Source organism: Nostoc paludosum FACHB-159 (genome assembly GCF_014698835.1).
Classification (GTDB): Bacteria; Cyanobacteriota; Cyanobacteriia; order Cyanobacteriales; family Nostocaceae; genus Nostoc; species Nostoc paludosum.
On record NZ_JACJTU010000004.1, the window covers coordinates 171,109 to 187,074 of the forward strand.

General features: G+C 39.8%; 10 protein-coding genes. 8 read left to right on the plus strand and 2 right to left on the minus strand.

What is annotated here, in order from left to right; translation table 11 throughout:
* The first annotated feature begins 76 nt into the window (after positions 1–76).
* On the plus strand, positions 77–5,359 hold the full coding sequence (locus H6H03_RS05985) for a WD40 domain-containing protein (protein WP_190954219.1): 5,283 nt from the start codon (positions 77–79) through the stop codon (positions 5,357–5,359).
* Here H6H03_RS05985 and H6H03_RS05990 read toward each other — a convergent pair.
* A complete protein-coding gene (locus H6H03_RS05990) occupies positions 5,306–5,896 on the minus strand; it encodes a Uma2 family endonuclease (RefSeq protein WP_190954220.1) in 591 nt (196 codons plus the stop codon). The two genes, H6H03_RS05985 and H6H03_RS05990, sit on opposite strands and share 54 nt — an antisense overlap.
* Before the next feature lie 256 nt (positions 5,897–6,152).
* Between H6H03_RS05990 and H6H03_RS05995 the strand changes: the two genes are divergently transcribed.
* Entirely contained in the window at positions 6,153–7,055 is a 903-nt protein-coding gene (locus tag H6H03_RS05995) for an alpha/beta fold hydrolase (RefSeq protein ID WP_190954221.1), read from the plus strand.
* 92 nt (positions 7,056–7,147) lie between these two features.
* On the opposite strand, the gene H6H03_RS06000 is transcribed toward H6H03_RS05995, so the two are convergent.
* The gene (locus tag H6H03_RS06000) at positions 7,148–7,516 is read right to left on the minus strand and encodes a phospholipid-binding protein (RefSeq protein WP_190954222.1); all 369 of its coding nucleotides are present in this window, start codon (positions 7,514–7,516) and stop codon (positions 7,148–7,150) included.
* A 272-nt stretch (positions 7,517–7,788) separates the two neighbouring features.
* Here H6H03_RS06000 and ilvN point away from each other — a divergent pair, with 272 nt between their 5' ends.
* From ilvN to H6H03_RS06030, 6 genes are all read left to right on the plus strand, one after another.
* Positions 7,789–8,307 carry an acetolactate synthase small subunit gene (gene ilvN, locus H6H03_RS06005; RefSeq protein WP_096535064.1) on the plus strand — a complete coding sequence of 173 codons (519 nt, stop codon included), beginning with the start codon at positions 7,789–7,791 and terminating at the stop codon, positions 8,305–8,307.
* A gap of 740 nt (positions 8,308–9,047) precedes the next feature.
* Positions 9,048–11,087, plus strand: a complete 2,040-nt coding sequence (locus H6H03_RS06010; protein ID WP_190954223.1) for a polysaccharide biosynthesis protein — start codon at positions 9,048–9,050, stop codon at positions 11,085–11,087.
* Positions 11,088–11,140: 53 nt separating this feature from the next.
* Positions 11,141–12,127, plus strand: a complete 987-nt coding sequence (locus H6H03_RS06015; protein WP_190954224.1) for a glucosamine inositolphosphorylceramide transferase family protein — start codon at positions 11,141–11,143, stop codon at positions 12,125–12,127.
* A gap of 132 nt (positions 12,128–12,259) precedes the next feature.
* Positions 12,260–13,132: a hypothetical protein gene (locus tag H6H03_RS06020; RefSeq protein WP_190954225.1), complete on the plus strand. Its 873-nt coding sequence runs from the start codon at positions 12,260–12,262 to the stop codon at positions 13,130–13,132.
* A 3-nt stretch (positions 13,133–13,135) separates the two neighbouring features.
* Entirely contained in the window at positions 13,136–14,494 is a 1,359-nt protein-coding gene (gene murJ, locus H6H03_RS06025; RefSeq protein ID WP_190954226.1) for a murein biosynthesis integral membrane protein MurJ, read from the plus strand.
* 53 nt (positions 14,495–14,547) lie between these two features.
* Entirely contained in the window at positions 14,548–15,690 is a 1,143-nt protein-coding gene (locus H6H03_RS06030; RefSeq protein WP_190954227.1) for a glycosyltransferase family 4 protein, read from the plus strand.
* Positions 15,691–15,966 lie beyond the last annotated feature (276 nt).

The following is a 15,966-nucleotide window of genomic DNA, read 5'->3' on the forward strand; positions in this document are numbered from 1 at the left end:
GGCGAATTCTCTGTGTTCCTCTGCGATTACCTCTGCGCTACTTTGCGTTGAAATTTCAACATAATCCAAAATTGGTATGACAGACTCACCGCAACCACCAAAAGATAATCCTGTAAACAACGATGTCTACGACGGGCTACGCCTACGCTCTTTGCAACAATTAGCATGGGCAATTGAATCTTCTGTGGGACAATTCAAGCTAATTTTGGCACGATGTAATTATGCCAAACTGCGCGATCGCCTGATCCAAAAATTGCGGGAAATCTGCCAAGTCGAAATTAAACTGTTGGTGGTGCAGCAATCTCACAGAACTCTTTTTACAGCCATTCGGGAAGAATTTGGCCAGAACCTACCAGCGTGTGTGATGGTTGTGGGTTTAGAGACAGTACCGAATATAGCTGCGATGTTGACTTCTGCGAATCAGGTGCGGGAAGAGTTTCGCAAGAATTTTGCTTTTCCTTTAGTGTTGTGGATTGATGATGAAATCTACAAACAACTGATGCAAATAGCTCCAGATTTAGAGAGTTGGGCTACTACGAGGAATTTTGCGATCGCTCAGAATGAATTAATCGATTTACTCCAACAACTCGCCGAGCAATATTTTAATAACACCCTCAATCTAAATTTAGATGATTATGGCGTTTTAGAAACAGAATTAGCAGCAGCCCAAAGAGATTTACAGGATTCTCGTCCAGAACTGAAAGCTAATTTATCATCTTTGTTAGGTTTGGTAAAACAAGTTAGTAATAAAATCGATATCGCGTTAGAACATTATAAAGTTGCTTTAGAGCTTTTTCGGCAACTTAATTATAAAAAGCAACAAATTAAAATTCTTGGTGAGATTACCTTTTGTTATTATCTCAAAGCTTTTAAAAATCAAGATATTAATCATCCAGATTGGCATAGCACTCGTAACTATCTTGAACAATATATCAATCAAATTGGAGAACACAAACGATTAATTGCAAATTCCATCTTGAAAATTGGTGTGATTTTGCGTGATTTACAAGAATGGGAACATTTAAAAAATCTCGCTGCACAAGCATTAGAAATACATCGTTATGATAATCAAATAATAGAATTAGCAAAAGATTACGGTTTTCTAGCTGAGGTAGCTTTAGCTGAACAATCTTGGTTAGAAGCCAATCAATTTGCACAGCAAGCCATCAAGATTGTAGACGGACACAGCACCACCCTCCTCATATCAAATGATTTGAGCCTCTATCGGTTTCTTTTGGCTCGTTCTCAATATCATTTAGGTGCTTATCAACAGGCAATTCATAACTTAGAAACTGCAAAAGATATCAGTAACCCGCAGGTAGATTTAAAGCTTTATCTCAACATTCTCGCTCATTTGCAAAAGCTTTATTTTGAGCAAAAAGCATATCTCGCAGCCTACGAAATGAAACAGCAACAGCGTTCTGTGGAACAGCAATTTGGGCTGCGTGCGTTTATTGGTGCTGGGAGATTACAGGCGACAAAACAATTAGGAGCCACAGGATTTGTACCGCTGCGCGTTAATAATAAAGATAGTATTGCCCCAGAGATTGCTGCATCTGGTCGTCAATTGGATGTAGAACGTTTAATAGAACGCATTGGTCGCCCAGATAAAAAGTTGATTGTAATTCATGGACAATCAGGTGTAGGTAAAAGTTCGCTAGTGAATGCGGGACTAGTGCCAGCTTTAAAGAATCAAGCGATCGGTATTCAAGATAATTTACCAGTGGTGATGCGCGTTTACACCAACTGGGTGGAAGAGTTGGGGCGGCTTTTGGGCAGAGATAAGGGGGATGAGGGAGATGAGGCAGAGTTAGAACCTGAACATTCTCGTTTAGAACCTGAACATTCTCGTTTAGAACCTAAACATTCTCGTTTAGAACCTGAACGTTCTCGTTTAGAACCTAAACATTCTCGTTTAGAACCTGAACGTTCTCGTTTAGAACCTAAACATTCTCATTTAGAACTAGAACATTCTCGTTTAGAACCTGAACATTCTCGTTTAGAACTCCGTTTATCCACCTCAAAGACTCAAACTTCTCACTCCTCACTCCTAACTCCTAACTCTCTACTCACCCAATTCCGCGAAAACGAACAGCGTAACCTCCGCACGGTGTTAATTTTCGATCAATTTGAGGAATTTTTCTTTATTTACACCGAACCAGCGCAAAGGAAGCAATTCTTTGAGTTTCTGGGAGAATGTCTGAATGTTTTATCGCTGAAAGTTATCTTATCGCTGCGGGTGGATTACATTCATTACTTGCTAGAGTGCAATGATTTGCCCAGCCTGAAGATTATAGGCAATGACATTCTCAGTAATAACGTGCTTTATAAGTTGGGTAACTTCTCCCCTGATGATGCCAAGTCAATTATCCAGCGTTTAACTGAAAATACTAGTTTTCGCTTGGAAGATGCTTTAGTTAAACAACTCGTACAAGATTTAGCCGAAGAATTGGGCGAAGTGCGTCCCATTGAGTTACAGGTTGTGGGGGCGCAGTTGCAAACCGAGAACATTACAACTCTGGCAGAATATCACCAACGCGGCACTAAAGAACAACTGGTTAAGCGTTATTTGGATGAAGTTGTTAATGATTGCGGCGTGGAAAATCAGCAGGCGGCGGAATTCTTACTGTATTTGCTGACAGATGAGAAGGGAACTCGCCCCCTCAAGACTCGCGCCGAATTGGAACGCGATTTGCTCCCATACTTCTCGGAGATCCCCCCAACCCCCCTTAAAAAGGGGGGCTTTATTCTTTCTACCCCCTTATTAAGGGGGTCGCCGAAGGCGGGGGGATCAGAAGCTAGGGCGGAACAAGCTTCTGAAATCAGCAAATTAGATTTAATTTTAGAAATTTTTGTCCAATCTGGCTTAGTGGTTTTCTTACCAGAAAACCCGGCTGACCGTTATCAACTGGTACACGACTACATCGCCGGGTTTATCCGCCAGCAACAGGAACCGAAGTTAAAGCAGGTGATGGCGGAACTAGAAAAAGAACGAGAACAAAGAAAAATTAGTGAGACAAAACTGAATAAGTTTCTGAGACGCGCCCTTTTGAGTTCCGTCGCCGCAGGTTTAGGATTTGCTGCTTTAGCAGCGGCAACATTCCAGTGGGCAGTAGAGGCAAATGTTAGTCAAATTAACGCCATCAATAATTCTTCAGAAGCCTTTGCTATCTCCGGACAATATCCAGATGCTTTAATAACAGCCTTAAGGGCAAGTAGCAAACTCAAGCATACAATTTGGGCACAGCACGAAAACGATACTCTAATGCACACTGTGTTAACTTTACAGCAAGCGGTTTATTTAAAGCCAAACGAGAAGAAAGAAAATCGCGCCATAGAAGTTAACACTTTAGAAGGGCATAGCAGTTCGGTCTTAAGCGTAGCCTTCAGCCCCGATGGCAAGACACTGGCTTCTGGCAGTAATGACAAGACCATCAAACTCTGGGATGTCAGCACGGGCAAAGCCATCAAAACCCTCACAGGGCATAGCAGTAGGGTCTATAGCGTAGTCTTCAGCCCCGATGGCAAGACACTGGCTTCTGGCAGTAATGACAACACCATCAAACTCTGGGATGTCAGCACGGGCAAAGCCATCAAAACCCTGACTGGGCATAGCAGTAGGGTCTATAGCGTAGTCTTCAGCCCCGATGGCAAGACACTGGCTTCTGGCAGTTATGACAAGACCATCAAACTCTGGGATGTCAGTACGGGCAAAGCCATCAAAACCCTGACTGGGCATAGTAGTTCGGGTTATAGCGTAGTCTTCAGCCCCGATGGCAAGACACTGGCTTCTGGCAGTTATGACAAGACCATCAAACTCTGGGATGTCAGTACGGGCAAAGCCATCAAAATCCTGACTGGGCATAGCAGTAAGGTCTGGGGCGTAGTCTTCAGCCCCGATGGTAAGACACTGGCTTCTGGCAGTGATGACAAGACCATCAAACTCTGGGATGTCAGCACGGGCAAAACCATCAAAACCCTGAGTGGGCATAGCAGTTCGGTCTTAAGCGTAGTCTTCAGCCCCGATGGCAAGACACTGGCTTCTGGCAGTGATGACAACACCATCAAACTCTGGGGTATCAGCACGGGCAAAACCATCAAAACCCTGAGTGGGCATAGCAGTTTGGTCTGGGGCGTAGTCTTCAGCCCCGATGGCAAGACACTGGCTTCTGGCAGTTATGACAAGACCATCAAACTCTGGGGTGTCAGCACGGGCAAAACCATCAAAACCCTGACTGGGCATAGTAGTTCGGGTTATAGCGTAGTCTTCAGCCCCGATGGCAAGACACTGGCTTCTGGCAGTTATGACAAGACCATCAAACTCTGGGATGTCAGTACGGGCAAAGCCATCAAAATCCTGACTGGGCATAGTAGTACGGTCTGGGGCGTAGTCTTCAGCGCTGATGGTAAGACACTGGCTTCTGGCAGTGATGACAAGACCATCAAACTCTGGGATGTCAGCACGGGCAAAGCCATCAAAACCCTGACTGGGCATAGCAGTTCGGTCTTAAGCGTAGTCTTCAGCCCCGATGGCAAGACACTGGCTTCTGGCAGTGATGACAACACCATCAAACTCTGGGATGTCAGCACAGGCAAAGCCATCAAAACCCTGACTGGGCATAGCAGTAGGGTCTATAGCGTAGTCTTCAGCCCCGATGGTAAGACACTGGCTTCTGGCAGTAATGACAACACCATCAAACTCTGGGATGTCAGCACGGGCAAAGCCATCAAAACCCTGACTGGGCATAGTAGTTTGGTCTTAAGCGTAGTCTTCAGCCCCGATGGCAAGACACTGGCTTCTGGCAGTAATGACAACACCATCAAACTCTGGGATGTCAGCATGGGCAAAGCCATCAAAACCTTGACTGGGCATAGCAGTTTGGTCTGGGGCGTAGTCTTCAGCCCCGATGGCAAGACACTGGCTTCTGGCAGTTATGACAAGACCATCAAACTCTGGGATGTCAGCACGGGCAAAGCCATCAAAACCCTGACTGGGCATAGTAATAGGGTCTATAGCGTAGTCTTCAGCTCTGATGGTAAGACACTGGCTTCTGGCAGTGATGACAACACCGTGATTTTATGGGACTTGGATTTCGATAATTTATTGCTCAGTGGTTGCAACTTGCTAAATAATTACCTCATTGCCCATCCAGAAGTGTTAGAAGAGTTGCAATCGTGCCAAACTCCAGCGCAGTTGGCGCAAGGGGCGACAGTGTTAGTCATCCAAGGTGAGAAGTTAGCGCGAAATGATGATATTAATGGCGCTGTTGCAAAGTTCAACAAAGCACAGCAATGGGATAGTAAATTAAAGTTTGATTCCCAGGCGAGGGCGAAAGAGTTTGTCAACAAAACCAGGTAGCGTATCTTCCCCCTCAAGAATTTGAGGTGATTTTAAAACTTCCACATCCTGCCCTGGACGATAAATTTCTACTTCCTGTTTTTTTCTATTTATCAACCAACCTAGACGACAACCATTTTCGATATACTCTTGCATCTTCTTTTGAGTTTTTATCAAGCTGTCATTAGGTGAAAGTATCTCGATAACAAAATCAGGACATACGGGAATAAATTTTTCTCTTTGCTCTTTAGTCAAAGCATCCCAGCGAGATTTTTCTACCCAAGCAACATCTGGAGAACGGTCAGCCCCCGAAGGTAAAGTAAATCCAGTTGACGAATCAAAAACTTCGCCCAATTGATTTTGGTCGTTCCAGAACCATATTTGAGCGTTAATATGAGAATTACTTTTTCCTGTTTCTCCTCCCGTAGGTGGCATTATAATCAATTCTCCTTGGGCATTGCGTTCTAATTTTAAATCGGGATTTTCTTGACACAACTGATAAAACTGCTCTCTTGTTAGTTTAATTACAGAATTCAGATTTAATGTAAGTGCCGTCATAGGAGTATTTCCCGTTTTTGTTCGCTGACTAAGCTCAAACCTATATTAATTTTGATATACACCACAATAAAATTTTGGGTATTTCATTGCAACCTTTCCAGCCTGTTTTAACTGCTGTTTGAATAGATCGCTATGTCATTCTGCATCCAGATGTAGAGACGTTGCAATGCAACGTCTCTACAAGGATTTTGATATCACGCACATTTCGGCAATTTTTTTATAATAGTATTTCAACGCTAATAAATTAGAGGAGACTGTGACTACTACACTACACTGGCAGGAGCGAGTTGGTAATCAAAGAGATTGGGTTTGGCGTGGCTGGCAAACTCGCTATACTTATATTCGCTCTGCCAAAAATGACGAAAAGACACAACCTCTAATTCTGTTACATGGCTTTGGCGCTTCCATTGGTCATTGGCGACATAATTTAGAAGTGTTAGCCGAACATCACACCGTTTACGCCCTAGATATGCTGGGTTTTGGCGCTTCGGAAAAAGCCGCAGCTAATTACAGCGTTGAACTTTGGGTAGAGCAAGTTTACGATTTTTGGCAAACATTTATCCGTCAACCAGCAATATTAATCGGCAATTCCAACGGTTCGCTGATTTCTCTGGCGGCGGCGGCGGCTCATCCCGACATGGTGCGGGGTGTGGTGATGATGAGTTTACCCGATCCTTCACTAGAACAAGAAGCAATTCCTCCTGTGCTGCGACCAGTAGTGAGAGGAATTAAAAATATTGTGGCTTCGCCGTTGATTCTCAAACCTGTGTTTAACTTTGTCCGTCGTCCGGGAGTGCTGCGTCGCTGGGCGAGTCTCGCCTACGCTAACCCAGAAGCGATAACCGACGAACTGATAGAAATTTTAGCTGGCCCTCCCCAAGACCGAGGTTCGGCGAGGGCTTTTAGTGCTTTGTTTAAAGCGACAATTGGAATTAATTTTAGTCCGAATGTCAAGGAGTTATTACCAACCTTAACAATTCCCATGCTGTTAATTTGGGGACAAAAAGATCGGTTTGTTCCGCCAGCCTTGGCTAGCCAATTTGCCCAATATAATGACAAATTGGAAGTGCTGAATTTAGAAGACGTGGGTCATTGTCCCCATGATGAATGTCCAGAGCAAGTGAACCAAGCGATTTTAGATTGGATAAACAGGAGTTAGGAGAGGCGATAAATCGGAGAGACGGAGAAACGCGATTCATCGCGTCTGTACAAGAGTTAAGAATTATTCTCCTTGTCTCCTGTGCCCTATTCTTAGCCGATGGTTGTTTGGCTGCTGTCAACGTTTGTGGCGCCGTTCACAGTACGGGCGACAGAAATCATTCTGTCAAGGATTTGTTGGTTGGGAACTTTACCTTTTAATACTACAGTGCTGCCTGTTTGAGCAACCCAAAGGGTATTAACATCATCAAGTTGGGCGTCTTGGTCGAATGCCAAGGCTACTCGTTTGGCTAGACCACTTTGGTCATATTCTCCATTTAATCCTAGACGTTCTGGCGGTGTTGTTTGTGTAGCGGTAGGCGCAGCAGTAGCAGTAGGAGTTTGGGGTATTGCTTGTGGAGTAGGGTTTACTTCAGCATTTTGAGGTTTTTCCATTCCAAATAGTCTTTGTAACCAACCCATAACAACTTATCTCCGATAAAAAGTTCAATTAGATTTGACTATACAAGTTTTACCAACGTTTAACATCTGCCGATGAAAAGAGATGCGATCGAAGAGAATGCTGCTTGGGAAATAAATTCTAGACAAATTATCTCTACCAATTGAGATGAGTGCAGCTATTAAGTTTAAAATAAAAGGTCTCACTTATTTTTTTTAGTGGAGCAGTACGTCTAGCGTAGTCTTTAGCTAGTGTCTGCGTTACTCAAATCCTGCTCTAGCCTCTGTTGGCGAAGATGAAACATACTCTTTCTGTTCTGGTAGAAGATGAGGCGGGTGTTCTGTCCCGCATTTCTGGTTTATTTGCCCGTCGTGGTTTTAATATTGAAAGCCTTGCTGTTGGCCCGGCTGAACAGGGAGGAGTTTCACGAATTACGATGGTTGTACCTGGTGACGATCGCGTCATCGAACAACTCACCAAGCAATTATACAAGTTAGTCAATGTCCTCAAGGTACAGGATATTACCGAAACTCCTTGTGTGGAGCGAGAATTGATGCTGTTAAAGGTGAATGCTACTAGCAGCAATCGTTCTGAAGTTATCGAACTGTCTGGGATTTTCCGGGCGCGAGTTGTGGATGTGGCGGAAGATTCTCTGACTTTAGAAGTTGTGGGAGATCCAGGTAAAATGGTAGCGATCGTGCAGGTGTTACAAAAATTTGGTCTCAGAGAAATCGCCCGCACTGGCAAAATCGCCCTCACTCGTGAATCGGGTGTGAATACCGAATTGCTCAAATCTTTGGAAGCAAAGGTTTAGGAGTTAAGAAGAAGTCAGAATTCAGAAGTCAGAATTCAGAATCCATCAATAGGTAGTAGGGTAGGCAGGTAGCTGTGCTACCCTACTGTAATTTAATCAATTTTGTTTTGGAATAAGGAAAATTTTTAACCCACCTGCGTGGGTTTTATTTGTGTAGCTTTTAATTCTATCGATCGCGGCTTAAGTTAAAACACTAATCACATAGGTTAAGACATAATGACAAGCTAGAATGCTAGGAATAGTAATACTTTTACCTAGTGCCTCTTGCCTTGTGCTATAGCTTTTGGCTTTCTTTTGACTTTCAAATTTTATCTTCTTTAGTAACAAGAATTACTCCTATACACTATCATCCACTATTATGTCTTTTTATGTGCGCGATCGACGCCAGTTTGGCATGACGCAACATATAAGAAACTGCTACAAGTTTGTTAGAAAGATAAAACATTAAAACTAAGTTTTAATAGCCCTCTCATCTGGCTATTACTTGATTTTAAATGTTTCATTAAAAGAAATTAGCGTATTTATTTAGAGCAAAAAGATTGCTTCGATATAAATGTTAATGCTCAAGAATATATACATTAAATGTAAGTTAAACAAATACCTTACATCTCAAATTAGTGAAATTTGCATTTAAAGGGTAACTTTACACTATATAAATCCTTTTTTGAGGATAAACGGCTATATTTGATTGTCTAATCGAACCGATGATTATTTAGATTATTCTAGAGGTTTTGACAGGCATGAATTTATCATTGTTACTGGTTTCCAATTGGCTGCCCCAAAAATTAATTAGCAAATTATTAAATACTTTGCTGAATATCAGAAACAGGCATTTATTTGTTTTTGATATTATTGTTTTTTTAATAACAACTTTATTAGCTTTAAACCTATGTTTAGACGGTAAATTCTCCATCGAAGAATATAAATCACAACTAGGAATTGTCACAATACTTTTTTTAGTAGTCAAACTGACTGTATTGTGGAATTTTGGTTTTTATAGACTTTACTGGCGGTATGCCAGTATTGAGGAACTTTTATATATAACTATAGTGATGGGAATTGCGGTATTAATCCAAGGAGTATTCTTTGACGGTATGGGATTTGTAGCATATTCAGGGTTGGATATACTGCCGCGATCGCTACCGTTAATTGATGGTTTACTTTCGTGTATTTTCATTGGAGGATTGCGTTTTAGCATTCGGATTGTAGAGAGAATTAGTCAGCAACGTCCAGTATTTAATCCCCAAGAACGTGTGTTGATAGTTGGTGCTGGGAATGCTGGAGTTTCTCTGGTACAAGAGATGCAAAGAAACCCGCAATTAGGATTTTATCCTGTTGCTTTTATTGATGACGATCCTCGCAAATTTGGAGCATATATACGTGGGATTCGTGTAGTTGGCGATCGCTATCAAATTCCTGATGTTTTAAAATCTCTGCAAATTCATAAAGTTATCATTGCTATGCCGACAGTTACAGGTGCAGTTATTCGAGAAATTGTAGATATTTGTAAAGCAACTGGAACTCAAACTAGCACTTTACCAGGTATACATGAAATCCTCAATGGTCGTGTGCGAGTTGACAGCATTAGGGATGTGAGAATTGAAGATTTGCTCAGACGGGAACCAGTACAAATAGATTTTGAAAAAGTTTCCCAATTTCTTCAAGGTAAAACAGTACTAATTACAGGTTCAGGTGGATCTATTGGTAGCGAACTTTGCCGTCAAATTTTTAAATGTAATCCTGCAAAAATGATACTGATGGGACATGGAGAAAACTCTGTGTTCAATATTCAGCAAGAATTAGAACAACTTGTTCAACTGCTTCAAAACGAAAGCGAATCATCAATTAATCCTACTCAAATTTCTAGCTTTATTGCTGATATTCGCTTCAAATCTCGATTAGAATATGGCTTTCAAACTTTTCAACCAGATGTAATTTTTCATGCTGCGGCTCATAAACATGTCCCACTAATGGAATTAAATCCAGTAGAAGCAATCACGAACAATGTAATGGGAACAAAAAATTTACTAGAACTAGCTTTGCAATATGATGTCAAACATTTCGTGATGATTTCTACAGATAAAGCAGTTAACCCTACTAACGTGATGGGTGCTAGTAAAAGAGTCGCTGAAATGTTGGTGCTGCAAGCTGCAAAAGAAAGTGGTAATCCTTATGTGACAGTACGTTTTGGCAATGTTTTAGGCAGTCGAGGTAGTGTAGTTCCGACTTTTAAAAAACAAATTGCAGCAGGCGGCCCAGTAACCGTTACTCATCCAGATATTTGTCGTTATTTCATGACTATTCCCGAAGCAGTTCAACTAGTTTTGCAAGCTGCGGTACTTGGTCGTGGTGGCGAAGTTTTAATGCTGAATATGGGTAAACCTGTAAAAATTGTTGACTTAGCTAAGGAATTGATTCGCCTTTCTGGATACGAAGTTAACCAAGATATTGAGATTGTATTTACTGGTTTGCGTCCAGGAGAAAAACTATTTGAGGAATTATTTATCCCTGGCGAAGAATATGAACCAACCGAACACCAAAAACTGTTGGTAGTAAAAAATGCTAGTAAGATTATTCCAGAAAACTTGGATGTTACTGTAGCGACTTTGTGTCAAGCAGCAGTGAAAAATGATATCAGTTTTATTCTGTTTTTACTAGAACAATTAGTACCAGGATATAAACCCAAACATTTAAATAATTATGTGGCATCAAGTATTTCCAGCAATACTTCACTCAGAGTTAAGCCAAACATGAATATGCTGGCACAGGTGAAATCTTAAAAAATACCATTGATTTGAGTAATTTAGCATCTACCTTAATTCCAAGAATAAATATGTACAAAACCTCTAATATCACCAGTATTTCGCAGGTATTCGATAGAGTTTCTAGGGTTAATAATAGATATTTGGCTGGGATTAAAAACATCGCCAAGATTTTTGTCACCAGAAGAAGTGAGTGGTCGATTGGAATTTATATAGGCGAATCTCCTTTTGATTTGGTTTCTCCAGACACAATTATTAACCCAGTATTGACTGCCAAGGACATAACAGATGTCCCAGCACACTTTGTCGCCGATCCATTTATGGTTCGTGAAAACGGCATTTGGTATATGTTCTTTGAAGTGTTGAATGGTCTACAAAATAAAGGAGTAATAGGACTAGCAACTAGCAGTGATGCATACAAATGGAATTATCAAAAAATTGTACTTGATGAACCGTTTCATTTATCTTATCCGTATGTATTCAAATTTCAGAATGACTATTATTTGATTCCAGAAACTTCTCAAGCTAATTCTATTCGTTTATATAAAGCGATTAATTTTCCCACACAATGGTCTTACGTCAAAACTTTACTCGCTCAAAGCGATTTTGTAGATACTAGTATTTTTGAATACGATAATCTTTGGTGGTTGTTAACTGCAACATCAGAGGCAAGAAATACATTACGTCTTTATTATTCTGAAGATTTAATGGATGCTTGGGTTGAACATCCGAAAAGTCCTGTAATTGAGGGAAATAAAAGTATAGCAAGACCAGCAGGTAGAGTTATAGTATTCGATGACAAAATTGTGAGATATACCCAGGATTGTGAGCGAATATATGGTCATCAAGTTCGAGGGTTTGAAATAACTGAATTGACAACAACGAGTTATCAAGAGAAGGAAGTTAAAAATAATCCAGTTATTAAAGCTAGTGGGATGGGTTGGAATCAAATAGGGATGCACCACATTGATGCTCATCAAATCGAGCGAACAAAATGGATTGCATGTGTGGATGGAAAGCGTTATCGATTAGTTTTTGAGCCAAGATTCAATAACTGAAAGTTTTGATTTGTGAAATTTTTTACGAACCGCAGAGGCTACCACAGAGGCGCAGAGGACGCGGAGAAGAGAAGATACAAGCAATCAAATTTCAATAAGTTTAGTTGAATAAAATAGCAAGGAATAGAAGAGATGTTAATTGTCACAAAGAAGTTTATCTTTTCAGTGGGAGAAGTCTGGTTTGATGAAAATCCAGAAGAATTAAGTAATGTTGATGTTGTGCATTATAGGCAATTGTTACACCCAATTAAAGGTGGTCAGTCTGATGAATTTTACACAAGATTGATTGATTTAACTAAAAGTCATGATGAACTTTGGGAATGTATCAGCAGTAATGATAGATACAAAATTAGACGAGCAGAACAAAAAGACCATATTATTTATGAATATTGGGAGAAAATTGACTCTGATACTCTCAATGATTTTTCAGATTTTTATGATTCATTTGCTTCACAAAAAGGTTTGACTAAAATTAACAGAGCTCAACTACAAAATCGTGCTGATGCTGGTGTAATTGATATTTCACGCGTCAAGTTAAAAGATGGTGAGTCTTTAGTTTGGCATGTTTATTATCGAACTAAAAATAGAGTGCGTCTGTTACATTCTGCATCTTTGAAAAAGAATGATGATACTTCGTATCAATCGATTTTGGGACGAGCAAATCGTTACCATCACTGGCAAGATATTGTGAGATTTAAGAATTTAGGGATTTCAACTTATGATTTTGGTGGTTGGTATATCGGAAATACAGATCGGGAAAAATTAGGTATTAATCAATTTAAAGAAAAGTTTGGTGGAGAAGTTGTCAAGAATTTTAACTGTGTTTATGGCATTACTTTAAAGGGGAAACTATATTTACATTTGCTAAATGTATATATGAGGTTATCTCAATTATCTTTATTGCGTAAACCTTACTTTTTATCTCACACACAGACACAGGAAAAAATCGAAGCGCCAGCTTCCAGCGAAGTGGAATTTTCAATACCAGAAGCACAGAGAGAGTGAGAAATGCAAAGCTTAGTTAATCGCTGGAAGAAGCTGACAACTGGCTCTATCAATCGCCAAATTTTTGGTGCGGCGATGATAGTTGGTTTATTGACAGCATTAGTTAAAGTGGCGGCTGTTGGTAAAGAATTAGTCGTTGCTCAGAGGTTTGGTACCGGCGATGACATCGATGCTTTTTTTATTGCTTTGCTGATTCCTTCTTTTATTATTAATGTCATCGCAGGTTCTTTTAATACTGCTCTCATACCTACTTATATGCAGGTACGAGAGCAGGAAGGTACAAAAGCTGCTCAAAGGCTTTTATGTGGAGCTACAACTAGTGGCTTGGGATTGTTAGCAATTACAACAATATTCGTGGTAGCTTTAGCACCTTTGTATCTACCACGAATTGCGGCTGGATTTAGTTCTGAAAAATTAGAGCTAACTTTTCATTTGCTTTGCGCGATCGCACCTTTTATTCTCTTAAGTGGAATAATTGTTATCTGGAGTGCTGTGTTAAATGCAGGGGAGCGTTTTGCTTTAGCAGCATTCTCACCAATTATTACTCCAACTATTACCGTCGTATTACTTTTAACGCTCAAATCTTGGGGTATTTTTGCTTTAGCTGCTGGGTTAGTCTGCGGTGCAGTACTAGAAATAATTTTGTTAGGAATAGCATTGCACCGACAAGGCATTTCATGGCTTCCCAAATGGTATGGATTTGATAATAATCTGCGTCAAGTTGTTCGCCAGTATTTCCCCATGATTGCAGGGGGACTTTTAATGTGTAGTACAAATTTAGTAGATCAATCTATGGCAGCAATGTTGTTACCTGGTAGTGTAGCAGCACTGAACTACGGTAACAAAGTAATAGCATTTCCCATGTCTCTAGCTACTACAGCATTGAGTACTGCTGTAATTCCCTATTTTTCTAAAATGATAGCTGCTAACAATTGGACAGGAACGCATCGCACACTTAAGCGATATATACAAATCATCTTTCTCACAACTATTCTACTATCAGCATTCTTATTTGTATTTTCTGAATCTATAGTCAGAATACTCTTTCAAAGAGGTTCATTTACCGCTGATGATACTCATTTAGTAGCTCAAATTCAAAATTGTTTTGCTCTGCAAATTCCCTTTCACGTAGCAGGAATTTTGGTAGTACGCTTAATTTCTGCAATGCAAGCCAATCATATATTAATGTGGGCTTCTGCCTACAATCTCATCAACAATATTGTTTTAAACTATTTATTTCTGCACTATTTTGGCGTTGCCGGTATCGCTCTATCAACAGCCTGTGTTTCTGCCTTAGCATTCTTATTCTTATCATACTTCGCTCATAAAAAACTCAAACACAACTCTGCGATCGCAACCTAATTTTCAAATCTCTCTTCTGGGTATCTCTGTGTGATTTTAAATATTTGCACGCTATGAAAATAACATTAATCATTCATTCCCTTACCTATGGGGGTGCTGAACGTATTATGTCAATCATGGCAAATTATTGGTCAGCTAAGGGATGGCAAATTACTCTACTAACATTTGATGATAATAAAATACCGGACTTTCCTTTAGATTCTCGTGTAACTTATATTCCCTTAGGTATAGCTGAAAAATCTCTCAATGCAATAATTGGTATTTGGAATAATTTAAAACGCATCCGAATTCTACGAAATGCAATTATTAATAGCGATCCAGATATTGTAATTAGTTTCATGTCTAGAATTAATATCACTACCTTACTAGCAACGCGGTGGTTGAACATCCCAGTAATAGTTTCTGAACGTAGTAATCCTGAAAAAAGCTATTTAGGTTGGAATTGGCAAAAATTACGAAAATGGACTTATTCATTTGCAGATAAAATTGTTTTTCAAACTCAGCGAGCAAGAGATTATTTTCCAGTAAAACTGCAAAATAATAGTTGTATTATTCCTAATATGGTTGTATTGCCAGCAATAAAAAAGCAGTCAGTAGAGAAAGTTGTAATAGAGCGATCGCTCATTGCTATGGGACGTTTTGTTCCAGAAAAAGGCTTTGATTTATTGCTACAAGCTTTTGCCAAACTCAAAGATAATTATCCAGAATGGACATTGACGATATTAGGAGATGGAAAACTACGTCCAGAATTAGAATGTTTGCGTAACGAACTCGGATTAAGCGATCGCGTTTATTTTCCAGGTATGGTAAACGATACTTATGCTTTTTTACAGCAAGCAGATATTTTTATTATGTCTTCCCGATTTGAAGGTTTTCCAAATGCTATTTGTGAAGCAATGACATGTGGTTTACCAGTTATATCCACAGATTGTCCTAGTGGCCCGCGAGAAATTATTCGTGATGGAATAGATGGGATTTTAGTTCCCAATGAAGATATTTCAGCATTAGCCGCAGCAATAGAAAGGCTGATATCTAACGAACAAGAACGCAATTATTTAGCTGCTCACGCGCCAGAAATAACCGAACGATTTAGCGTCAAAAAAATTATGGAAATGTGGGAAGACGTGTTAGTTAAAGTTACTCAAAAAGAATTCATAATTCAGAAGTCAGAATCAAACACCGCCAAATTTAGATGATTGAATAGGTTCTTACTTAAACAATAACTATCTATTTTTTAGCGCTTTTGGTGTTTTTTTCATAAATTTATATAAATTATAATAATTTTAGCCAAAATATTTAACAATGAATATCCGAAAATATCTTTACTTCAGTTATGCTTATTGTCGAAAATACAATTTTCCTCAACTCTATAATAAATTTCTCAAAGAAATTTCATCTAATATTTCCATTGATACGACTAGAAATTTGCTAACTGAGCTACTACTTCACTGCAATAAATCTGTTCCATACTA

Coding starts and splice junctions, on each gene's coding strand:
- H6H03_RS06030 (WP_190954227.1), top strand. CDS start 14,548: ATGAAAATAACATTAATCATTCATTCCCTTACCTATGGGGGTGCTGAA.
- H6H03_RS06000 (WP_190954222.1), bottom strand. CDS start 7,516: ATGGGTTGGTTACAAAGACTATTTGGAATGGAAAAACCTCAAAATGCT.
- murJ (WP_190954226.1), top strand. CDS start 13,136: ATGCAAAGCTTAGTTAATCGCTGGAAGAAGCTGACAACTGGCTCTATC.
- H6H03_RS06010 (WP_190954223.1), top strand. CDS start 9,048: ATGAATTTATCATTGTTACTGGTTTCCAATTGGCTGCCCCAAAAATTA.
- H6H03_RS06020 (WP_190954225.1), top strand. CDS start 12,260: ATGTTAATTGTCACAAAGAAGTTTATCTTTTCAGTGGGAGAAGTCTGG.
- ilvN (WP_096535064.1), top strand. CDS start 7,789: ATGAAACATACTCTTTCTGTTCTGGTAGAAGATGAGGCGGGTGTTCTG.
- H6H03_RS06015 (WP_190954224.1), top strand. CDS start 11,141: ATGTACAAAACCTCTAATATCACCAGTATTTCGCAGGTATTCGATAGA.
- H6H03_RS05990 (WP_190954220.1), bottom strand. CDS start 5,896: ATGACGGCACTTACATTAAATCTGAATTCTGTAATTAAACTAACAAGA.
- H6H03_RS05985 (WP_190954219.1), top strand. CDS start 77: ATGACAGACTCACCGCAACCACCAAAAGATAATCCTGTAAACAACGAT.